General features: G+C 66.7%; 12 protein-coding genes. 5 read left to right on the plus strand and 7 right to left on the minus strand.

Translation table 11 applies throughout. From position 1 onward, the window contains the following. The first annotated feature begins 41 nt into the window (after nucleotides 1-41). Nucleotides 42-7394 (plus strand): MBG domain-containing protein, encoded by a 7353-nt coding sequence (locus VDQ83_RS02915; RefSeq protein WP_455433786.1) that lies wholly within the window; start codon nucleotides 42-44, stop codon nucleotides 7392-7394. Between the two features lie 44 nt (nucleotides 7395-7438). Then, nucleotides 7439-9115, plus strand: a complete 1677-nt coding sequence (locus VDQ83_RS02920) for a ShlB/FhaC/HecB family hemolysin secretion/activation protein (RefSeq protein ID WP_455433787.1) — start codon at nucleotides 7439-7441, stop codon at nucleotides 9113-9115. Between the two features lie 701 nt (nucleotides 9116-9816). Here VDQ83_RS02920 and VDQ83_RS02925 read toward each other — a convergent pair. The 6 genes from VDQ83_RS02925 to VDQ83_RS02950 are packed head-to-tail and all read right to left on the minus strand — an operon-like array spanning nucleotide 9817 to nucleotide 20328. Next, nucleotides 9817-10998: a VWA domain-containing protein gene (locus tag VDQ83_RS02925; protein ID WP_455433788.1), complete on the minus strand. Its 1182-nt coding sequence runs from the start codon at nucleotides 10996-10998 to the stop codon at nucleotides 9817-9819. Next, nucleotides 10995-13313 (minus strand): DUF5682 family protein, encoded by a 2319-nt coding sequence (locus tag VDQ83_RS02930; RefSeq protein ID WP_455433789.1) that lies wholly within the window; start codon nucleotides 13311-13313, stop codon nucleotides 10995-10997. Before VDQ83_RS02930 ends, VDQ83_RS02925 begins: the two co-directional genes overlap by 4 nt. Before the next feature lie 13 nt (nucleotides 13314-13326). Beyond that, on the minus strand, nucleotides 13327-14409 hold the full coding sequence (locus VDQ83_RS02935; protein ID WP_263398351.1) for an ATP-binding protein: 1083 nt from the start codon (nucleotides 14407-14409) through the stop codon (nucleotides 13327-13329). A 27-nt stretch (nucleotides 14410-14436) separates the two neighbouring features. Then, nucleotides 14437-15963, minus strand: coding sequence for a DUF5691 domain-containing protein (locus VDQ83_RS02940; protein WP_455433790.1), 1527 nt, complete (start codon nucleotides 15961-15963; stop codon nucleotides 14437-14439). Beyond that, the gene (locus VDQ83_RS02945; RefSeq protein WP_455433791.1) at nucleotides 15960-17354 is read right to left on the minus strand and encodes an SWIM zinc finger family protein; all 1395 of its coding nucleotides are present in this window, start codon (nucleotides 17352-17354) and stop codon (nucleotides 15960-15962) included. Before VDQ83_RS02945 ends, VDQ83_RS02940 begins: the two co-directional genes overlap by 4 nt. A gap of 58 nt (nucleotides 17355-17412) precedes the next feature. Beyond that, a complete protein-coding gene (locus VDQ83_RS02950) occupies nucleotides 17413-20328 on the minus strand; it encodes a sensor histidine kinase (protein WP_455433792.1) in 2916 nt (971 codons plus the stop codon). 546 nt (nucleotides 20329-20874) lie between these two features. Here VDQ83_RS02950 and VDQ83_RS02955 point away from each other — a divergent pair. Both VDQ83_RS02955 and VDQ83_RS02960 read left to right on the plus strand, forming a co-directional pair. After that, complete coding sequence (locus VDQ83_RS02955) at nucleotides 20875-21366, plus strand: cupin domain-containing protein (protein ID WP_455433793.1); 492 nt, start codon at nucleotides 20875-20877, stop codon at nucleotides 21364-21366. A 117-nt stretch (nucleotides 21367-21483) separates the two neighbouring features. Beyond that, nucleotides 21484-22278 (plus strand): SDR family NAD(P)-dependent oxidoreductase, encoded by a 795-nt coding sequence (locus VDQ83_RS02960; protein WP_455433834.1) that lies wholly within the window; start codon nucleotides 21484-21486, stop codon nucleotides 22276-22278. A 166-nt stretch (nucleotides 22279-22444) separates the two neighbouring features. Here the strand turns inward: VDQ83_RS02960 and VDQ83_RS02965 are convergent, their stop codons facing one another. Then, nucleotides 22445-23068, minus strand: coding sequence for a response regulator transcription factor (locus VDQ83_RS02965; RefSeq protein WP_455433794.1), 624 nt, complete (start codon nucleotides 23066-23068; stop codon nucleotides 22445-22447). Nucleotides 23069-23243: 175 nt separating this feature from the next. On the opposite strand from VDQ83_RS02965, the gene VDQ83_RS02970 reads away from it, so the two are divergent. Next, entirely contained in the window at nucleotides 23244-23885 is a 642-nt protein-coding gene (locus VDQ83_RS02970) for an isochorismatase family cysteine hydrolase (protein WP_455433795.1), read from the plus strand. The last annotated feature ends 26 nt before the right edge of the window (nucleotides 23886-23911 follow it).

Consider the following 23911-nt stretch of genomic DNA (forward strand, 5'->3'; position numbering starts at 1 on the left):
CTTGCCCCGGGGAAATCTGCGTTGCACCACAGGGGAATCGCATGAATCACGTCTACCGGCTGGTCTGGAGCCAGGTCCGTCGCACCTGGCTGGTCGTTTCCGAACTCGCCCGCGGTCGCGGCAAGGCGGGGCGTACCTCGACATCGCGCCGCACGCGCCCGGCCGGTTGGGCTGCGCTACCCCTGAGCCTGCCGATGCTGGCCCTCGCTACCGCGCCAACCGGCGTTACGGCGATGGCCGCCGCCCGTCCGGCGGCGGCCATCGCCGCCGCTCGTCCGACGCTCGCGCCGACGGTCACCACGTCGACGGCATCCTCGACCCATCCCACCGGCGGTCAGGTCAGCGCCGGCAGCGGCCGTATCGACTACGGCGATCACCTCACCACCATCCAGCAGAACAGCCAGAACCTGTCACTGAACTGGCTGAGCTTCAACATCGGTGCGCAGGACACGGTCAATTTCCTGCAGCCGAACGCGCAGTCCATCGCCGTCAACCGCATTGCCGACCCCAACGGCAGCCTGATCCTCGGCCACCTGAACGCGAACGGCCAGGTGTTCCTGATCAACCCCAATGGCGTGCTGTTTGGACAAGGCGCGCAGGTCAACGCGGGCGGCCTGGTCGCCAGCACGCTCGACGTCAGCGACAGCCAGCTGGGTCGCGGCACGTTGCACTTTACCGGCGCAAGCGTCGGCCGCGTGACCAACCTCGGCACGATCACCGCTGCGCCCGGCGGCTACGTGGCCCTGCTCGGCCACGCGGTGTCCAACCAGGGTGCGATCCACGCGCCTGCCGGCAGCGTGGCGCTGGCCGGCGGCAGCGCGGTCACCTTGAGTTTCGACGGCAACCACCTGCTCGACATGCAGATCGACGCCAGCACCTTGAACGCGCTGGCCGAGAACAAGCAGCTGATCGTCGCCGACGGCGGCCAGGTGCTGATGAGCGCTGGCGCGAAGGATTCGTTGCTGGCCAGCGTGGTCAACAACAGCGGCACGATCCAGGCGCGGACGGTCGAAAACCGCGCCGGCAGGATCGTGCTGCTCGGCGGCATGGAAGCAGGCACCACGCAGGTGGACGGCACGCTGGACGCCAGCGCGCCGAATGGCGGCGACGGCGGCTTTGTCGAAACCTCGGCGGCGCATGTGCAGGTGGCCGACGGCGCAAAGATCACCACCCTGGCCGCCATGGGCAACGCCGGCACCTGGCTGATCGATCCGCACGATTTCACCATCGCCTTCAGCGGTGGCGACATAAGCGGTAGCACCTTGGGCAGCCAGCTTGGTGGTGGCAATGTCACCATTCAGTCCAGCCAAGGCGCCAACGCCAGCGGCAGCGGCGACATCTACGTCAATGATGTAGTGAACTGGGGTGCCAACACGCTCACGCTCACCGCCGCCCACGATGTCGATATCAACGCCGTGATGACGGCCAGCGGCAGCGCCGGCCTCGCGCTGAATCCCAGTACCGCCAACGGCGGCGATGCGGCGATTGGCGGCGGCACCGTCAATGTCAACATGGTCAGTACCATGCCGGGCCAGAGCGGCCGGGTGGATTTCACCGGCGGCAGCAACACGCTGAAAATCAACGGCCAGTCGTACACCATCATCACGACGTTGGGCGCCCCCGGCAGCACGTCCGGAACGGACCTGCAAGGCATCAGCGGCGCCCTCAACTGTTTTTGCTATTTCGCGCTAGGTGCCAATATCGACGCCAGCGCCACGGCCAACTGGGGAGATTCCGCCTTCGGCTCTGCCATCGGCTCCGGCTTCGTGCCGATCGGCCACAGGTTCAACGCCACCGATTCCAAGATGTTCACCGGTACCTTCGACGGCCTCGGCCACACCATCAGTGGCCTCACCATCAACCGGCCCGGCTCCAACAACGTCGGCCTGTTCGGTTACACCTACACCACAACGACGATCCGTAACATCGGCCTGCTTGGCGTGTCGATTCAGGGGCAAAGCAACGTAGGCGGCCTGGTCGGGTACAACTACGGCACGATCAGCCAGGCCTACGCCACCGGTGCGATCAACGGCAATCCCGGCGGTGCCGACGTCGGCTCCGGCGGCGGTGCCGACATCGGTGGCCTGGTCGGATACAACGACAGCAGCGGCCGGATCAGCCAAGTCTATGCCAGCAGTGCGGTCAGCGGCGTGGCCACCGTCGGTGGCCTGATCGGGTACAACAACCACGGCTCGATCAGCCAAGCCTATGCGACCGGTACGGTCAGCGGCAGCGGCGGTGAGGTCGGCGGCCTGATCGGGATCAACGACGGCGGCCCGATCAGCCAAGCCTATGCGACCGGTACGGTCAGCGGCAGCAAAGACGCCGGCGGTCTGGTCGGATACAACATCAGCGGCACGATCAACCAAGCCTATGCGACCGGCGCAGTCAGTGGCAGCAACTATGTCGGCGGCTTGGTCGGGAACAACGTATCCGGCACCACCATCAGCCAAGTCTATGCCACTGGTGCGGTCAGCGGCACCGGCAGCAACGTCGGCGGTCTCATTGGGTTCAATAATGCCGGCACGATCACCAACAGCTACTGGGACACGGAAACCACCGGTCAGTTCACCAGCAGCGGCGGTACCGGCCTGACTACCAAGGCACTGATCGCAGCGCTGCCCGGAGGTTTCACGGCCGCCAGGTGGGGCAACGTCGGCAACCAGACCACGCCATACCTGCTGAGCATGTCCGGCAATCAGGTATTCAACACCAACGACCTGCCCGCAGGCACCGTGACGCGCAGCAACCGGCCCAACCTCTACACCGTCATCCAGGATCTGAATCAGTTGCAGGGCGTGAACACCGGCCTCGCCGGCCGTTATGTGCTGGGCAACGACATCGACGCCAGCGCCTCGAGCGGATGGGTTGGCCTCGAGTTGGACGCCCAAGGCCGGCCCATCTTTGCCTACAACGGCTTCAGGCCGATTGGCGCCTCAGGCGCAGCGTTCACCGGCGTCTTCGATGGCCTTGGTCACACCATCAACAACCTGACCATCAATTGGCCGAACACCGATTACGTCGGCCTGTTCGGCGTCACCGGCAACGGCAGCGCGATCCGCAATCTCGGTCTGATCGGCGGGTCGGTTGCAGGGCAGAGTTACGTGGGCGGCCTGGTCGGAGACAACGGCGGCACGATCACAAACACCTATGTCGCCGGGATGGTCAACGGCTTCACCTCCGACGAACGCGACTACATCGGCGGCTTGGTTGGCTTCAACGAAGCGGGCGGCACGATCACCAACACCTATGCCACCGGGCCGGTCAGAGGCAGCAACTATGTCGGGGGGCTGGTCGGAAGCAACCTCGGCGCGATCACGAACGCCTATGCCACCGGGGAGGTCAACGGCATCCTGTACAGCGGCGGCAACTACGTCGGCGGCTTGGTTGGCTCCAACGAACCGGGCGGCACGATCACAAACACCTACGCCACCGGGGCGGTCAGCGGCAACAACTATGTCGGTGGTCTGGTCGGTTTCTACGCCGCAGGCACCATCATCGGCAGTTACTGGGACACGGAAACCACAGGCCAATCCACCAGTGACGGCGGCGGCACCGGCCTCACCACCGCACAGATGATGGACCCGGCCAGTTTTGCGGCCTGGGGCACGGATATCAGTGCCGTCGGCGGCAGCTCCGCGGCCTGGCGGATCTACGCGGGTGACACCGCGCCGTTGTTGCGTACCTTCATGACGGGCCTGGCGGTCTTCACCGTGAATATCGGCACGTTCTACAACGGCACCGCCTTTGCTGGCAGCAGCAGCTCGATCCTCGGCACGCTGACGCCGAGCCACTGGCGGCCAGCGAGCAGTGTGGATGCGAGCCTGATTCTGGGCGACGCCAACGCCAGAACCAGCACCCCGGCGACCAATGCCGGCAGCTACGCGCTGACTAGCGACCTGTATTCCGGCCAGATGGGTTACGACATCGCTTTCACGCCCGGCACGCTGACCATCGCCCCAGCCACCCTGACCTATCTGGCCAATACCGCAACTACCACCTACGGCGGCACGCCGACAGGGTTGACCGGCACGGTGACCGGCTTCGTCAACGGCCAGACCCTGGCCAACGCCACGACCGGTACCGTCGGTTTCACCACCGGTGCCACAGCCACCAGCAACGTCGGCAACTACGCCATCGACGGCAGCGGCCTGACCGCGAACTACGGCAACTACACGTTCGCACAAGCGGCGGGTAACGCCGCCGCACTCACGGTGAATCCGGCCCTCCTGACTTATGTGGCCGATACCGCCACTACGACTTACGGCAACACGCCAAACGGGTTGACCGGCACGGTGACCGGCTTCGTCAACGGCCAGACCCTGGCCAACGCCACCACCGGCACCGCCAGTTTCGCTGCCGGTGCCACAGCCACCAGCAACGTCGGCAACTACGCCATCGACGGCAGCGGTCTGACTGCGAACTACGGCAACTACACGTTCGCACAAGCGGCAGGTAACGCCGCCGCACTCACGGTGAATCCGGCCCTCCTGACTTATCTGGCCGATACCGCCACTACGACTTACGGCAACACGCCGAGCGGGTTGACCGGCACGGTGACCGGCTTCGTCAACGGCCAGACCCTGGCCAACGCCACCACCGGCACCGCCAGTTTCGCTACCGGTGCCACAGCCATCAGCAACGTCGGCAACTACGCCATCGACGGCAGCGGCCTGACCGCGAATTACGGCAACTACACGTTCGCGCAAGCGACAGGTAACGCCGCCGCACTGACGGTGAACCAGGCCATCCTGACAATCACGGCGAATAACGCCAGCAAGACCTACGGTGACACGCTCACGTTTGCAGGCAACGAGTTCACGGCCAGCGGCCTGCAGAACGGCGAAACCATCGGCGATGTCGCGCTCACCAGCGCCGGTGCCGCGGCAAGCGCCGGCGTCACCGGCGGCCCGTACACCATCACGTCGAACGCAGCTATCGGCGGTAGCTTCAACACGGGCAACTACGCCATCACTTACAGGAATGGCAGCCTCACAGTGGGTCAGGCCGCGCTGACGGTCACCGCCAATGACGACAGCAAGACCTACAACGGCCTCGCCTACACGGGCGGCCACGGCGTCACCTACAGCGGCTTTGTCAACGGCGAGACCACCTCGGTACTCGGCGGCGCGCTGGGCTATGCCGGCGATGCGCAAGGCGCCACCAACGCGGGCGGCTACACGATCACCCCCGACGGCCTCACCGCTGGCAACTACGCCATCGCTTACAGGAATGGCAGCCTCACAGTGGGTCAGGCCGCGCTGACGATCACCGCCAATGACGACAGCAAGACCTACAACGGCCTCGCTTACACGGGCGGCCACGGCGTCACCTACAGCGGCTTTGTCAACGGCGAGACCACCTCGGTACTCGGCGGCGCACTGGGCTATGCCGGCGATGCGCAGGGTGCCACCAACGCGGGCGGCTACACGATCACCCCCGACGGCCTCACCGCTGGCAACTACGCCATCGCTTACAGGAATGGCAGCCTCACAGTGGGCCAGGCCGCGCTGACGGTCACCGCCAATGACGATAGCAAGACCTACAACGGCCTCGCCTACACGGGCGGCCACGGCGTCACCTACAGCGGCTTTGTCAACGGCGAGACCACCTCGGTACTCGGCGGCGCGCTGGGCTATGCCGGCGATGCGCAAGGTGCCACCAACGCGGGCGGCTACACGATCACGCCTGACGGCCTCACCGCTGGCAACTACGCCATCGCTTACAGGAATGGCAGCCTCTCGGTGGGTCAGGCCGCGCTGACGGTCAGCAGCAGCAACGTCAGCAAAACCTACGATGGCGGGCTGAGCGCGATCGGCACAGCGGTAGTGAGCGGCGGCACGCTGTTCGGCAGCGACACCCTCAGCGGCGGCAATTTCGCCTTCACCGACAAGAACGTCGGCATCGGCAAGCACGTGACCATCAACGGCGTCACCGTGAGCGACGGCAACAGCGGCGGCAACTATGCCGTCACCTACGTCGACAACAGCAGCAGCACCATCACCGCGCGGAGCATCACCGTCGGTGCCACCGGTACCAATCGCGTCTACGACGGCACCACCGCCGATGCGGTAAAACTGGTCAGCACCGGCATCCTCGTCGGTGACACGGTGGGCTTCAACGGCACCGGTGCCTTCGCCGACAAGAACGCCGGCAGCAACAAGGCCGTCACCGTCAGCGGCATCACCGCCAGCGGTGCCGATGCGGGCAACTACAGCTACAACACCACCGCGAACACGACGGCCGACATCAGCCAGCTCGGCATCACCGTCGATGCCACCGGTACCAGCCGCGTCTACGACGGCAGCACGGTCGATGCGGTCACGCTGGCAAGTGCCGGCGTGCTGTCCGGCGATACGGTGAACTTCACCGGTACCGGCAACTTCCTCAACAAGAATGTCGGTACGGCGAGGGCGGTCGGTGTGAGCGGCATCGCCGCCAGCGGTGCCGATGCGGGTAATTACAGCTACAACACCACCGCGAACACGACCGCCGACATTACCGCCAAGACGATCACGGTCGACGCGATCGGTGTGGACAAGGTCTACGACGGCAGCACGGCCGCGACGATCACAGCACTGGGCACAACTGGCCTAGTGGCGGGCGATGCTGTCACCTTCGGCAACGCCTCGGCGGCCTTCGCCGACAAGAACGCCGGCAGCAACAAGGCCGTCACCGTCAGCGGCATCACCGCCAGCGGTGCCGATGCGGGCAATTACAGCTACAACACCACCGCGAACACGACGGCCGACATCAGTCAACTCGGCATCATCGTCGATGCCACGGGTACCAGCCGCGTCTACGACGGCAGCACGGCCGATGCGGTCACGCTGGCAAGTGCCGGCGTGCTGTCCGGCGATACGGTGAACTTCACCGGTACCGGCAACTTCCTCAACAAGAATGTCGGTACCGGAAAAACCGTCAGCGTCTTCGGTATCACGGCCAGCGGCAGCGACGCGAATAACTACAGCTACAAAACCAGCGCGACCACGACCGCCGATGTCACGCCCGCGACGTTGACATACCGCGCGGATACCGCCCACTTCAAGATCGGACAGATGCCGGGTGATTTGAGCCGTGCCGTAACCGGGCTGGTCGGTGGCGATACCTTGGCCGATGCCACCGACGGCACGCTGACATGGCAGACGCCAGCCACCGCGGCCAGCCCGGCCGGGCCGTACGCCATCGACGGCAGCGGATTGTCCGCACTCAACTATCTGTTTGAGCAGGCACCAGGCAACGCCGCCGCGCTACATGTGGTCGACGGCAGCGCGCCACGCCTTGTCGTCAGCACCGTCGCCGGGCTGCAGCAATCCCCCGAGGACACCGATGCTGTCCACGCGCCGTATGCGCCGGATGTGCGCATCGTCAACGGTGGAGTTCGTCTGCCGTGAATTACGCAACCCGCACATCCCGCGCCCCGCGCAAGGATCACCGTATGCCGTCACCGTTCAGCTTTCGCTTCGCCCCGCTTGCACTGGCCTGCTTCGCCCTGCCGCTGGCCACGCGAGCGCAGACGATCCCCAACAGCGGCCAGATCCTGCAGCAAGTGCCGCCGAAGCCGCTGGAGAAACCCGTCGCCGCACCCGGCCTGGTGATCGAGTCGCCGACCAGCAACACCACTGAAGACGCCACCCCGTTCGCGGTGACGCACCTGCTGGTGGAAGGCAACACCATCTTCGACAACGCAACCCTGCATGCGCTGGTCGCCGACGGCGAAGGGAAAACGCAGACCCTGACCCAGCTCAACGCGCTGGCGCAGCGGATCACCGACTACTACCACGCGCACGGCTACCCGCTGGCCCGCGCACTGGTACCGGCGCAAACCTTGAGCGGCGGCACGGTGCGCCTGCAGGTGGTCGAGGCGCGCTACGACCAGATCGAACTGGCCAACCAAAGCCGCATCGGCGACGGCCTGCTGCGCGCCACGCTGGCGCCGTTGCACTCCGGCGAAGTCGTCACCCAGTCCACGCTGTATACCCGCTTGCTGCTGCTCGGCGACCTGCCCGGCGTGGAACCCCACGCCACGCTGCGCCCCGGTACAGAACCGGGCACCTCGACCCTTGACGTGCAGGCCGACGCCGAACCAACTCTGCAAGGCCAGTTGGTCGCCGACACCGCAGGCAGCCGCTACACCGGCCGCCTGCGCGTGGGAGCCTATCTAGACATCAACAATCCGATGCGCCACGGCGACCAGCTCAGCCTGGGTACGCTCACCTCCGGCCGCGGCCTGCGCTACGGCCGGCTGGGTTATCAGTTCACCCTGAACGGGCGTGGCACCCGGCTCGGCGCCGCGTATTCGATGCTGGCCTATGCGCTGGGTGGTCCGCTCGATGCGCTGGATGCACACGGTACCGCCGGGGTTTCCAGTGCCTGGCTGTCGCAGCCGCTGGTGCGCACGCACGACAGCCGACTGGACGTCCGTTTGCAGTTCGACCGCAAGCAACTGCGCGACCGCATCGACAGCACCGCCCTGCGCAATGACCGCCACAGCAATCACTGGACAGCCAGCGTCGTCAGCCAGCACGGCGACGACTGGGGCGGCGGCGGGCTGACCAGCGCCAGCCTCGGCCTCGGCCACGGCCGGCTCGGCTTCGCCAACGCCGCGGCAGCGGCCGCCGACGCTGCCACCGCACGCACACAAGGTGGCTACACCCATTGGAACGCCAGCCTCGCCCGCCTGCAGAACCTCAGTGCCGCTACCCGCGTGTATGTGAGCCTCAGCGGCCAGCACAGCAACCGCAACCTCGACTCCTCCGAGCAGTTCCTGCTGGGCGGGTCGAACAGCGTGCGCGGATACGACGTCTCCAGCATCGCCGGCGCCAGCGGCTGGCTGGGCACAGTAGAGCTACGCCACCATCTGCCGTTCGACTGCGCCGGCCGCTGCGAGGGCAGCCTGTTTGTCGACCATGGCAGCCTGCGCGTCAATGCCGACCCGTGGATCGCCGGCCGCAATCAATTCGACCTCGATGGCGTCGGCATCGGCTTCAGCTGGGTCGGCACGCGCCATTGGCAGGCGCAAGTGCAACTGGCCACGCCGGTGGGCGCCACACCCACATTGCTCGGCAAGCGCAGCTCCGCACGGGCATGGTTACAGTTGGTCAGGGGCTTCTGAGCAGCGCGTAGGAGACGGAGGCAATTGAATGCCGTCTTTGCTCTCCTGATTCCGACATCACGCCTCCAAGGTCGCGAGGCGATAGCTCAGTGGAGGGGTCCATGCGGCAGCAAAGTCTGGCCGGTGTGCTGCTTTGCTTGGCCCGGGTACCATCGTGACGTGGTCCACGCTTGGCGGCTACCTATCGCCCACCCAAGCACCAAATCGCATCACGTGCTCAGTCCACAGAGGATGGCTTCGAGGAAACCGAATCATTCCGTGACAGGCTGAGGAAGCGCCGCGGTCGGCGAAGGACTACACGACGAACGCCTCAGCGCTGACTCAGCTGCCGCCGCAGTCCGAGCATACTGAAGGCGCCTCGTAAGTCTGGCCCGAACCGGCTGGGTATCTGGCACTTTTGCTGAGCCAAAATGTCAGTTGGAACCGACGAGCGAGGCATCCTATCCGCCAGGGGTCATGATCGTCGTCAGGTGCCCTGACGGAAGGATCTCGGCTGGAATATCGCGTCCAATCAGCCTGGCCTCGAGGACGTTGAGGAACAGAAATACGCAACGTGCACTTCCGATCGCGTTTCCGGATTTCTCACCGTGGCCCAGTTCGCGCGTCCTCGTTACCCCTGATAACGCTCCCTAATCGCACTGCGTTCGCGCTGCCCTGCCCCGTCTGTGCACCATGCATTGCTGCGCGATCCAGTGCAGGCCTCAACGCGTCGTCAACAGCCCCTGCCCGCCTGCCCATTGGTTGATGTCGTCGCGGCGGATCGCAGCGGCCATCAGGCCCGGGAATGCATCCGGCGTGCAGGCGAACGACGGTACGCCCAGTGCCGCCAGCTTGCCGGCCAAGGTTCGATCGTAGGACGGCGCGCCTTCGTCGCTGAGTGCCAGCAGCACGATGAACTGCACGCCGGCCTCCAGCAGCTCGCGGGCGCGGGCCAGCAGGTTGTCTTCCACCCCGCCCTCGTACAGGTCGGAGATGAGCACCAGGATGGCGTTGTGCGGTTCACGGATGATGCCCTGGCAGTAGCTCACCGCGCGGTGGATGTCGGTGCCGCCGCCCAGCTGCACGCCGAACAGCAGATCCACCGGGTCGTCCAGCTGTTCGCTCATGTCCACCACTTCGGTGTCGAACACCACCAGACGCGTGGCCACCGCCGGCAACGAGGCCATCACCGCGCCGAAGATGCTCGAATACACCACCGATGCCGCCATGGAACCGCTCTGGTCGATGCACAGCAGCACTTCCCGCTGCGGCTTTCTTGCCTTGCGGCCATAGCCGACCAACTCCTGCGGCACCACGGTGCGCAGTTCCGGCTGCCAGTGGCGCAGGTTGCTGCGGATGGTGCGGTGCCAGTCGATCTCGGCCAGGCGCGGGCGGCGGTTGCGGCGGGCGCGGTCCAGTGCGCCGGTCACTGCGGAGCGCATGGGCTCCTCGAGCTGGCGCAGCAGGTCGTCCACCACCTTGCGCACCACCATGCGTGCGGTGTCCTTGGTCTCTGCCGGAATCACCCGGCTCAGGCCGATCAGGTTGGCCACCATGTGCACGTCGGGCTGCACCTGCTCCAGCATTTCCTTTTCCAGCAGCATCTGGGTGAGATCCAGCCGCTGCAGGGCGTCGCGCTGCATCACCTGGACCACGGATGACGGGAAATAACGGCGGATGTCGCCCAGCCAGCGGGCCACATTCGGGGAAGACGCCCCGCGCCCGCCGCGGCGACCCAGGCCGCCGGGGCCATCAGGTTCGTACAGCGCGGCCAGGGCCTGGTCGATGCCCTGCAGGTTCTTGGGCAACGCGCCGCAGCTGCGATCGGCCTCCTGGCCCAGAATCAATCGCCAGCGCTGCTCGCGCGAGGTGGGGGTGTCCAGTGCTTCGGTGGTATCGGTCATGCGGGCAGCCCGAGCAGTTCGCGCAGCATCGGCAACGCGCGTTCGGCGCGTGCCAGGTTCCAGTCCGGGGCCAGCACGGCCGCGGGTTTCTGCACCGGGGCCCGCTTCACACGGGTGCCCAGGTCACGGCGATCGGCGGCCTCGAAGGCGGCAAAGGTCCGCCGCACCAGCGGCAGCACGCGCACCAGCTGCGCCTCGTCCAGCGCCACCACCCATTCGTCGATCATCCGCCACACCGCATCATCGTGCAGCAGCACGGTGGCGTTTCGGTTGAGGAAGCCATCCAGCCACTGCGCGGCTTGCAGTGGCTCGGCACCTGGCGAAAGCTGTTGCTGCAGCTGCACGTGCACCGTGTCGGCCGCCACCGCCTGCGTGTCGAACAGCAGCCGCAGCGCGACGCCGCGCAGCAGCGCGCTGCACGAAGACGAGAGCGCCACCCGCTGCAATGCATGCTGCCACCCGGCACTGCCGCCTGCGTCGTCACGCAGGCCAATGGCGCGGTCGGCATCCAGCACCACGGTGCGGGCCTGTTCGGCGCGCGCTTCGTCCAAGCTGGAAAGGGCCAGGGTCAGGCCGATGACCGCACGTTCCAGCATGCTGTCGAACAGGTGCGCCACCTGCACGCCCTCGGTCTGCCGCACGTTGCCGTAGCGGTGGATGTTGGCCAGCGGCGGCAGTGCGCCAAGCAGGGCCAGCGGATCGGCATCCGTGGCTGCGCGCGCCTCCAGCTCGGCGGCAATGGCGCGCACCGCCTGCGGCAGATCGGCCAGCAGCACCTGGTCCACCAGTCCGGAAAGTTCCGGCAGCGCTTCGGCCTTGCGCGCCTGCGCGATGGCCTTGCTGGAAGCGGCGTCCAGCAGGGTCTGCCCGTGGCGGCTGGCCTCCACCAGATCCACCAGGAAGTGCGGCTGCCACGCCAACTGCCAGACTTCGTGGAAGGTGCCGCGCACCGAATGCCCGGTGCGCGCAAGCCTCCCCCATTCGATGCCGATCAGCCGTAGGCGGTGCAGCAAGTGGCTTCGCGCCAGGTCGTTGTCCTTGCGCAGGTCCAGATCCAGCGTTTTTTCCAGCGCCTCGGGTTTCAGGCGCAGGCGTTTCTGCTGGGCTTCCAGGTCGCGCTGCAGCGGTACCACCGGCACGCTTTCGGGCACCTGGCCCAGCGCGTCGCCCACCATGAGACGTTCGCGGATGAGCCGCATGGGCGCGTCGTCGCCATTGCAGATGACGGCGCGACTGGCTTCGGCAATGTCTTCCAGCCCCGGCGAAGGATGGCCGCGAAGCGCGGCCAGGGTGTCGGCCAGGCGCGTGGCTTCGATGAGATGGGCCGGGGAGCAATCCAGCCCGTGCTCGCGCAGCAATCGGCCCACGCGGGCATACCAGCCCACGGTACGCTGGTCGTGCGAGCCGGCGTTGCGCCACAGGTGGTCGTACCAGCCCGGCGCGTCCACGCCGGCACCGTATCCGCTTTCGGCACTCAGGTGGCGGTAGGTCCACGGCACCCAGGTGCTCTGCGTCTTGCGCTTGGGCATGCCCTTGAGCAGGCGGTTGTCTGCCGTGGTGCTGTTGGCGCGCAGGGCGGCCGGCTGCAGCGCCGGCACGTGCCAGGCCCCGCACACGACGGCAACGCGCGCGAATTCCTTGCTGGCGCTGCGCAATGCGGTGCGCATGTGCGCCTCGCGTACCACCTCGTGCTCGCCGCGAAGACCGGGGTGTTCCGGTGTGTGCTCGCGCACGGCTGCCATGGCCTCGGCAATGGCGTCGAACAGCCCCTGCCCGTTGCCCCGCTCTTCCACCATGTAGTTCCACCACGCCTCGCCGTCGGCGTGGCCGGCGGCCCGCGCCAGCCAGTCCAGTGGGTCGGCCGGGCGGGCTTCGGCGTCTTCTTCAGCGGCAGATCCGGCATCGCCTTGGGGCCGCACCGCTGTTTCATCCGCTGCGTCCAGCGCTTCGGCGGCCTCCGGTACCAGGCGGTCCGCGCGGGCCTGCGCCTGCCATTCCAGCGTCAGCGCCGGGGGCACGTCCATGAAGCGTACCGGCACGCCGTTGCGTAACGCCCAGCTCATGGCCTGCCATTCCGGCGAGTACAGCGCATAGGGATGGAACACCGCCAGCTGCGGGTCGTCCACGCTATAGGAAAGCAACGCCACCGGCGGCTGCATGCCCGCCTCCAACACGTGCGGCAGCAACGCCTCGGTACCCGTCGGGCCTTCAATCAACACGCAGTCCGGCTGCAGCGCCTCCAACGCAGCCAGCAGGCTGCGCGCGCAGCCCGGGCCGTGGTGGCGGATGCCGAAAAGGGAGATGCCTTCGCTCATTGGCGCCGGCCGCTCAGACGTGATCGCGGAACGCGCGGTACAGGTCTTTCCAGTCGTCGCGTTCCTTCACCACGGTTTCCAGGTATTCCTTCCACACCAGCGCGTCCTGCACCGGATCCTTGACGATGGCACCGATCATGCCGGCGGCCATGTCGCCCGGGCGCAGCACGCCATCGCCGAAGTGGCCGGCCAGGGCCATGCCGTTGTTGATCACCGAAATGACCTCGGCGGTCGAAAGCGTGGCACTGGGACTCTTCAGCTTGGCCTTGCCGTCTTCGGTAACGCCGTTACGCAGCTCGCGGAAAATCCGTACCACCCGCGCGACTTCCTGCAGTGCCGGCGGTTCGGCCGGCAGGTCCAGCGCCACACCCATTTCGGCCACGCGCTTGACCACGATCGCCACTTCATCTTCCTCGCTGGAGGGCACCGGCAGGATCACCGTGTTGAAGCGGCGCTTGAGCGCGCTGGAAAGTTCGTTCACGCCCTTGTCGCGGTTGTTGGCCGTGGCAATCACGCTGAAGCCGCGCACGGCCTGCACTTCACTGCCCAGTTCCGGCACGGGCAGGGTCTTTTCGGAAAGCACGGTGATAAGCGCATCCTGCACATCCGCCGGAATGCGGGTGAGTTCCTCGATGCGCGCGATCTTGCCCAGGCGCATGGCGTTCATCAGCGGGCTGGGCACCAGCGCCTTCTCGCTGGGGCCGTGGGCCAACAACTGCGCGTAGTTCCAGCCGTAGCGGATCTGCTCTTCGCTGGTGCCGGCCGTGCCCTGCACCAGCAGGGTGGAATCGCCGCTGATGGCCGCGGTCATGTGCTCGGACACCCACGACTTGGCCGTGCCCGGCACCCCGAACAGCAACAGGGCGCGGTCGGTGGCGATGGTGGCCACGGCCACTTCCATCAGGCGACGCTCGCCGATGTACTTGGGGCTGACCACAAAGCCGTTTTCCAGCGTGCCGCCCAGTAGATAGGTCACCACCGCCCACGGCGAGAGCATCCAGTTGGCCGGGCGCTGGCGGGTGTCCTGGCGGCGCAGTTCTTCCAACTCTTCTGCGTATTGGTGTTCGGCGTGCTGGCGCAGGACGGCAGTGCTCATGTTGGCTCCAATGAAAGGTCGTGATGATCAGAAAGCGGAATGCAGCGCCTGACGCAAGGCCAGAAGTTGGCGTGCCTGCTGCACGCAGTCGTGCATGGCCTCGGTGGCGTCGGCCCGTGCGTCGGCCACCTGCACGTGCGACAGCACGGAGGGGTGAAGCACGGCCAACAGTTCCAGCAGCGCGTCGCGCAGGGTGTAGTCGTAGCGCAGGGACTCTTCGCCAAACAGCGCGCCCAGCCCGGCAGCCAGCTGCTGCGAGTAAGTCGCGCTGAGCGTCTGGCCGAGGCCGGTGCTGTCCAACACTTCGCCGAACAGGCGTTTTTGTTGAAGTTCGGCCGCACTGGTGGGCCAGTGCCGTTCGCGTTGCGTCGGCGGGAGCATGGCCAGCAGATCGCCCAGGCTCATGTGCCGCTGCTCCACACCAATGAGGGCTTCCACCCATTCTGGTTCGCTGGCGTCCACACGTTCCAGCCAGGCGCGCAACAGCGCGTCATACCAGTCCGTGGTACGAGCCCAGGCCAGCACCTGCGCCGGCGCTTTTTCCAGGGTATGGCACCACCAGGCCAACGGCAGCTGGCGCGCCAGCTGATAGAGCCACCAGGCACGCTCACCCAACATATCGTTGTTGGGGCGTTTGCCGTCGATGGCGGCTTCGGCCCATCCGGCATCAGCCGCCGAGGGAGCTTCCAGCTTCCAGGTCATACGACGCAGCAGCCCGCCGGGCTGGTGCTGCAGCAAGTTGAGTATTTGCGCCTGCACGTACTGTGCGTGCGGCGTGGGCGGCAGCCGAGCCAGCATCGGACCCACCAGCATGCGCACCTCGCGGCTGCGGTCCTTCAACAGCGGCTGCAGCAGCGGCGCGTCGGCCTCGCTCAGCTGCGGCTGCAGCGCAGCGACGAAGTCCACCCGTTCGCGCGCGGAAAGGTCTTTCAGCGTGCCCTGCAAGCGCGCGCGGGCGTCCTCGGCGTCGTGCGCACGCAGTTGCCGGAAGGCCAGCAGGCGCGCATCAAACGCGCCTTCGTTCCACACCTGCTCCAGGTCCGTCGGTGCCTCCGCTTCGCCCACTGCATCGGCCGCGTAGGCCCAGTCTGCATTGCAGGCCGCGAGCCAGCGGCCGCGTACACCCAGCACCGGGCGCAGGCCGGGGCGCAACGCGCTCAGGCGGACACCGGCTTCCAACGCCTGCGGCAGCACCGCCACTGGCAGGTGCCGGTTGTGTGCGGCCAACTGCAAGCAGGCCTCGTAACGGGCGCGCTTCATCCACGGCGACGGCTGTGCGCTGGTGAATAGCCCCTTCAACAGCGGTGCCCAGGCGTGGCCGGTGGGCAGCACCAGAGGATCGACTTCCGCAGGCGGCGGCAAAGCCACCGGCGCGGCCATGCGCAGGGCGGCGCGCCGGCAGGCGGCCAGGACGCCCACCTGTTGGCTGTAGCCCAGCGCGGCGTCTTCCTGCGTGGCCACGGCGGCGAGCACTTCGCCCAGCGCGCCTGCGGCGGGAATGGCCTGCGGGCGGTCTATGCCCAGCAGGGCCGGCTTCAACCATGCCTCGCTCATGCCCCGCTCCTTTCCCAGCGCTCGCCCGTCGCGTTCCATGCGGTCAGTGGCAGCAGCGCCTGGCCGTCCCACTCGCCCATCAGGCACAGCGGGTGGCCACCGGCAAACGCCATCAGCGCCCAGCCCTGCATCGTCGGAAGCCGAAGCGGCAGCGTGCCTTCGGCGTGCTGCACCCAGGCGTTGCGGCCATCGTGCGCCACATGCGCCTGCCCAAGGCGCATGGGTACCTGTGGCAGCCATGGGTTGATGGCGTACGCCTGCGCGGCGGCGTCCAGCGTATCTTCGCGCGGCGGCGCTGTACCTGCGTCCATACCCGCTTCCATCTCGCCCGGCACCGCGCGCAGCGGTACCGTGCCCGCGTGAAAATGCAGCGTGCCCGCATGAACATGGCCGTTGCGCCAGTGCTGCTCCCAACCGCGCCCACCGTGGCTGTAGTCCTGCAGCAGTGCGGCCCGCCCGCTTTCCAGGCCATGCAGCCACACGCGGCGCTCCACCAAGTTGCCTGGCTGTTCAATCACATGTTGACCCTGCACGTGCCAGCGATCGCGCACGGTCTCGCCCTCTCGCTGCACCGCTTCGCGCTCCATCGGCCAACCCAGCGCAGTGCGCAGGTCGGCCTGGCGCGCTGCGCTGAAGGTGTCCATGCGGGGCACCGCCTGGGTGAGCAGCTGCAACAGCCCCAGGCACTCGCCCAGTTCGGCCAGCTGGGCAAGGTCGCGTCCGCCCTCGCCCAGCGCCCGTTCCAGCCGGCTGGCCAGTCCCGGGGCCTGGGCATCCACCATGCGTGCCATCATGCGCTGCGCTTCCTGCTCGAAGCCCGCGCCCAGGTTGGCCAGCCCCTGGCGGAACTGGTCGGCCACCCAGCGCTGCAGTTCTGCCGCACCGGTTTCCATGCGCGACCAGCGCGCCTGTTCGCGCTTGGCGGCAGCGGCGGCCTGCACCTGCGGATCCGGCGGAGACACGCTGGCGGCGGCCTCCTCCTTCCGGACCGCACGGGCGCGACGGCCCTGCATCCACTCCTCCACCCAGGCTGGGCGCGCACTTGGCACGCAGCGCGGATTGCCGGCGGCATATAGCAGCAACAATGCCAGGCCGTGCTTGCAAGGAAACTTGCGGCTGGGGCACGAGCAGCGGCTCACCAGCGTGGTCAGCTCCACTTGGGTCTGGTATGGATTGGCGCCGCTGCCTTGGCATTCGCCCCACAGGGCTTCGGCGTCGGCACCGAGCAGGCCCCACTTTCCGTCTGTGGCCAGACCACCGGCCGCCTTGCTTGACGATGCATCAGGCGCAAGCGCGAGCACCTGCTCGCGCGTGAGTCGCACTTCCATATCCGTACTCACATCAGATTGCGGGGGATGATAGCCGAGGTCGGATACAGCTGCAGGACTCATGGTTGCTGGGGTATTGGTGACGACGCCCCTCGTTGAGTAGATAGAGCCGAAACCCGACCTAAACTCCAACGCCTCTTCCCGCGCGCCAGCGCGGCAGGCGCAGCCGCACGACCGTGCCCTCCGCCGGCCTGGATGTCACCGATAGCGTTGCCCCCAACAGTCTCGCCCGTTCGCGCATGCCGGTCAGTCCCCAGTGGCCATCCCGGTTGCCGCGTTTCAGGAGTCTTGCTTCGATCCCGCAACCGTCGTCCTGGACCTCCACCAGGACGCCAAGCCATCCACCGGTCACGCGGACGCGGAGATACCTGGCACCGGCATGGCGCGCCGCGTTGGCGACCGCCTCGCGCACTATTCGATACACCTCGTCCTGCTCCGGTGCATGCCAGCGGACCGGCCTGCCCCGCGTACTGAATTCGTAGGCGAAATCCGGCGGCATGTCGAGTGTCTTCGGCAGGTCGCGGAGGGCCGCTTCCAGGTCCTGGGGCTCCGCCCCTTGCTGCCGCAGGTCGCGGATACGGTCACGGCCTTCCACCAGCCCGGCATTGGCTTCCCGTACCGCGCGGGAAAGCCCGGCCTTGGCCGCTTCGCCGTCGCCGCGTTCGAGCCGCCCGCGCGCGGCATCCACCAGGAACACCAGCGCCTGCATGGATTGCAGCAGCGTATCGTGCAGATCGCGTGCGATACGTTCGCGCTCGCCGATACGGGCACGGTACGCCCGCTGCAGGCCCTCACGCGCGATCGCCACACGCCATCGCACCAGCCACCAGACCAGCAGCAGCGTGACCACCAGGCAGGCCAGTGCGAACCACCAGGTTTGCCAGAACGCTGGCAACACTTGGAAAGTAAACGCCGCTTCCCGTCCGGACCACAGTTGTGCCCCGTCGCTGGCCATGAGCCGGAACCGATAGGTGCCCGGAGCCAGGCGGCTGTACAACGCCTGGCGTCGAGCGCCGGCGTCATGCCAATCATCGTCCAGTCCATCCAGACGATAGCGGAACCGGGCCTGTTCGGGCCGGCGCAGGAAGGGCGCCGTGTAACCGATCCGCAGGTCACGACTACCGGCCGGCAGGGTCAGCGGCGATGCGAGCGGTAGAGTCTTTTCATCGACGTGCACGGCCAGCACGACGGGCGCAGCACCTGGACTCGCATTGCCGTGCTGGAGCTGCCGCGGATCGATCCAATGGACGCCGCGACTGGTCGCGAACCATACCCGCCCCTGGCCGTCGGCCACTGCGACCGGCGAGGCTCCGCTCTGCTCCGCTGCGCCCCGCAGGCCATCCAGCACCCCGAAGCGCTCGAAGGCGACCCGATAGGACGGCCGCAGGCGCCAGCGTGCCATCTCGCCAGCGGGCACCCGGGTGATGCCGGGGCGCCCGATGAACCAAGCCTCGCCATTGGCCAGCATGACCATGCCGGCTGTGCGTTCGAACGTTTCGCCATCGCGTCCGAGCAGGCGCTGGAAGCGCTCGCCGATGCGCGCCGCCACGCCCTGCACGCCACCGATCCAGAGCTCGCCCTTCCAGGCGCGCAGCACCGCGATGCGACCGACACCCGGCCCATCTTCATCGAAATCGCGGTGTGCGCCATGCTCGAACACCCGGATCGTCTGTCCCGCGTCGGACCAGATCCGACCCTGCGCGTCCTCCGCCAGCGCCCGCGGCGCGGTGCCCGGTGCCATGCCGTACCTGGCGTTCTGTGCTTCCCACCTTCCCTCGTGGAACCGCAGCAAGCCGCCATTGACCTTGCTCAGCCACAGTCCACCTGCGTGATCGCTGGCCATCGTCACGATCCTGCCGCCACCGGCGACCTCCGGCGGCAGCGGAACAGGCCGAAGCCCTGCCCCATCGGCGCGCCACAACCCGCCGTTCGCGTCCCCGACCCAAAGGTTTCCGGCGCCGTCGCGATGCAGTGCGGTCACGCCGTCATCCGCGCCCCGGACTTCCTGCACGAGCGCACCGCTGGCTTGGTCGGCATCCGGAGTGACGCGCATCGGTCCCTGGTCGGGATTGCCCGTCCAGATGCGGCCCGCGCGATCCGCCTCTATCGAAAATGCCTGCTCGCGCCGCGGTAGGCGGATCGCGGCCAGCACGTTCCCACGGAAGCGATCCAGGCCATTGGCCGTGCCGGCCCAGAGGTTGTCCTCCCGATCCTCGAACAGCGTCCACACCACCTCGGAGCTCAATCCCTGCGCGGTGCCGAAGTATTCCGGCGACGGCGCGGGATGGGCCTTGTCCGGCGCATGCAGCTTGGCAGCATCGCGTACGCGCGCGATTCCATCCGCGGTGGCGAGCCACATCACGCCGTCGCGGTCGAAGCGAAGGCCGGCGCCCTTGAAATCCGGTGCGAGCCAGCTGGCCGTGGCCCCGGCGTGCCCAGGCCGCGGCATCGCCTGCGCAAGCGGACGTACGCCCCATTCGTCCGCCGCCCAGAGCGTGCCGTTCGGCGCCTGGTCGAAAAAAGGAGTCTCGATGGACTGCGGCATGCGCTCGAACCGCGTCGCGCCGGGCGCCAGGTGCGCGATACCGTGTTGCGCTCCGTCCGAAAAGGCGACCCATACGCCCTTCTCGCGGTCGATGAACAAGCGCCGCGGCGACCACGCCGGATCGAAGTCCATAGCCGCAGAGGTCTTCCATGTATCCGTGGCCAGGTCCAGATACACGATCGTGCCGGACGTGGCTGCCCACAGCCGCCCAGTCGCGTCCCGTCCAAACCCGATCACCGAACCGATGGGGACATCGTCGCGTTGATACGGGTAGTTCGCCGGGCGTTGTCCGGCCATGCGGCTCATGCCGCCGCTGACATAGCCGATCCAGACGCTGCCGTCCTCGTCGGCGAACAGGTTGAGGATGTCGTCATCGACCATGGCCTCGCCTGCGATCCGGGTAATCCGCTCGAAGCGCAGCCCATCGAACCGGTACAGGCCCTGGCGCGATCCTAGCCAGAGGAATCCATCCGGCGTCTGCGCGATCGACATGACCTGCGCCGGCGCCCCCTGGTCGGGAGTCCATCGGTCATGCCGCAGCTGCGACAAGGCGCGATCGGGAGCAAGGGCTTGTGCCGTGGCGCACAAGCCGAGCAGGAGCACGGCGAAGCCAGCATGCAGGAGACGGCGCGCACCACCGCCCGGCTCGCCAAACCAGAAGGACGGCACAACGGGGACCAGAGGGGCCATTGGGGGGGCGACGCAATCAGAGGGATATGTGCCCGGCGATCTCCCTCGCCGGGATGGACTTCAGGAGTATGGCGCAGCAGATGAAGTGCTGCATCCGGCTGGTCGCAGAAGATCGGCGAACGTGGCCAACGCGGAAGTCCCCCAAATGGAGGACGGGCGACCAACCGTTTCCCGCGATGTCGCCCTGCGGCGATCGGCCGATGCTGGTGTCGTGGAGGCCGCGGCGCACGCCGGAGAAACCTGCCATGGATTCGCTGCGGCCAATCCAGGCGTCTCCGCGCACTTACAACCCCGCGTCGCCAATGACGGACGCAGAGAAGCCAAACCTCACCGATAGGACGAGCCAAGATGAACAAGCCGATGATTGCTTTGCTGGTTGCTCTGGCAGTGGATGCACATGCGCAGCAGACGAGCGTTCCGACGTTCTCGGACAACTATGCGAAGACGCCCAGCGAACTCGCTGCCATTTCCCCCACGGGCGGCGCAGGCGGCTCTGGCAATGCAAAAGTGCAGGTGGTCACCCTCCTCGGCGATCCATCGCAGCCCGGCCCTTACAGCCAACTGCTTCGTGTTGCCCCGCATGCCTCCATTCCCGCGCATCATCATGCGGGCGACCGCGCCGGGACGGTGTTGTCGGGCACGTGGCACTTCGGTTACGGACAGAAGTTCGACCCAGGCAAGCTCAAGACACTGACGGCCGGATCGGTCTACACCGAGCCGGCAAATGCCGCGCATTTCGCACAGACCGGTGACGAGGCGGTCACTGTGCTAATCACCGGTTTTGGACCGACGGACACGGTCTACGAGGATCCCGCGGACGCTCCGAGAGCCAAGCACTGAGTCCGCCCGTCGGGTGCCTGGAGAGGCAGCGCTCGACGTCGCGGCGCTGCAATGCAAAGCTTCATGAGCCACCGCAATTCAAGAACAACGTTCGTCAAACCTCTGGAGGAGATTTCCATGCAGATCGACTTGAACGACAGGACCGCCATCGTCACGGGTTCGACGGCCGGTATCGGACTTGCCATCGCCAATGGCCTGGCCGCTGCTGGCGCCCGAGTGGTTGTCACTGGGCGCACCCAGCAGCGCGTGGACGCCGCGATCGCTGCCATTGCCAGCAACGTTCCCCATGCCAAGGTGTCGGGTGTCGCCGCCGACCTGGGGACGAGCAAGGGCGCACAGGACCTGATTGCCGCCGTATCGGCGACGGACATCCTTGTCAACAACCTTGGGATCTTCGAACCGAAGGCGTTCTTCGATATTCCTGACGAAGATTGGATGCGATTCTTCGAAGTGAATGTTCTGAGCGGCATTCGCCTTGCCAGGCATTACGCACCGGAAATGGCCCGGCGTGGCTGGGGCCGCATCCAATTCATCTCGAGCGAATCAGGCGTACAGATCCCTGCGGAGATGGTGCACTACGGCACAACCAAAACCGCACAGCTCGCCGTGTCGCGCGGCCTCGCCGAATCGCTGGTCGGCACAGGGGTCACTGTCAATGCCATCTTGCCGGGTCCCACCAGATCCGAAGGTGTTGGCGATTTCTTTGGGAAAATCGCCGTGGAGAAGGGGATTTCGCAGGCGGAGGTCGAACGCGACTTCATTGCCACGCACAGGCCGACGTCCTTGATTCGACGCCTCGCAACGGTCGATGAAGTCGCCAATCTCAGCGTCTATCTTGCCTCGGAGCAGGCCTCGGCCACTACCGGCGCGGCCGTACGCGTGGATGGTGGCGTGGTGCGCTCCGTCGTCTGAACTGGCGCTGGTGCCGCAGCGCTGGCCGATCTGGGGCACGCTGCTGCCAATCGCCATCGACCAAGGCCAGGAAGCCCCGCCGTCCATCGGCATCCTGCGCTCAGCGGCGTGGAACCACCTTGAGACGCAGGCTGCGGTCGCCCTCGTAGCGCATACGGGGCGACGTTCAATCGTCGAGCCTCACCAGGCCTCGGCGCAGCGCGATCTGGAATGCCTCGGTCCGATTGCTGGCATCGATCTTTTCGAAGATGCGGGTCAGGTGCGACTTGACGGTTTCGGCCGAGATTCCCATCTCATTGGCGATCCGCTTGTTTTCCCAGCCGCGCGCCAGCGCCGTGAGGATGGTCAGTTCGCGCGCGGTCAGGGCCTCCTCTCCGATGTGCCGGGAGATCTCCTGCGACACTTCGGCGGATACGCAGCGCTTTCCCTGCGCGATCTTGCGCAGCGCGTCGATCAGTTCACCTCTCAGCGAGCTCTTCAGCAGGTAGCCGTACGCACCCGCTGCCATCGCCTCGCGTGCATTGCCATCCCCGCTGTAAGTCGTGAGCACGGCCGCCTTGGCCGCGGGAAACTCCCCACGCAGCCTGCGGATGAACTCGATGCCGTTGCAGCCTGGCATCTGCAGGTCCACCAGCACGATATCCGGCAGCAGGCGGCGGAACGCTTCCAGACCGCTTTCGACATCGCCGGCCTCGCCTACTACGGCCAGGTCCTGTTCGACCTCCAGCATGGCGGAGATGCCATCCCGCACCAGTGGATGATCGTCGATGGTCAGTATCCGGATGGCCATGTCAGCTCCGCTACGCACGCCTCTGTCGTTCGCGAAGCAATGTACAGCAAACCCGGATCGCCAACGGGATCCCCCAAATGGAGGACGCGCGACCCACCGTTCTCTGCGATGTCGTCTCGCCACGACCGGCCGAAGCTGGCGTTGTGGGCGCAACGGCGCGCCCGGAGACGCTGCCATGGATTCGCTGCGGCCGTTCTATCCGCCGGGCCATACCGCGCTGCTGCTGGTAGACCCTTACAACGATTCGCTGTCCGACGGCGGAAAGCTCTGGCCGCGCTTGGCCGAAGTTGCCGTGGCCGTCGACCTGTTGCCGAACCTGCGCCGGATCCGTCAGGCGATCCGCTGCGCGCGATGGCCGCTGTTCTTTGTCCCCCATCACCGCGCGCAGCCCAGCGACTTCGACCGCTGGCAGCACCCTACCCCTTCCCAGAAGGCGATCTCGCAAGCCCAGGCGTTCCTGAAGAACGGCTGGGGAGGCCAGTGGCATCCGGACTTCATGCCGGCATCCGGCGACACCGTGGCCACGGAACATTGGGGCGCCAACGGTTTCGTCAGCACGGACCTGGATCTCCTGCTCAAGCAACAACGCATCAGCCACGTCGTCGTGGTCGGGTTGATCGCCAATCTCTGCGTCGAAACCACCGCCCGCCATGCCAGCGAGCTGGGTTACCACGTCACCCTGGTCACCGATGCCACCGCGGCCTTGAGTCACGACGCGATGTTCTACGCACACGAAATCAATGGGCCCACCTATGCGCATGCACTGCTGACGACGCGCGAGTTCCTGGCACGCGTGCCCTTCACCGCAGATCCATGAGCCGGTTCTTTTCCCTGCCGGCAACG

This window comes from Xanthomonas sp. WHRI 7945 (assembly GCF_035026585.1).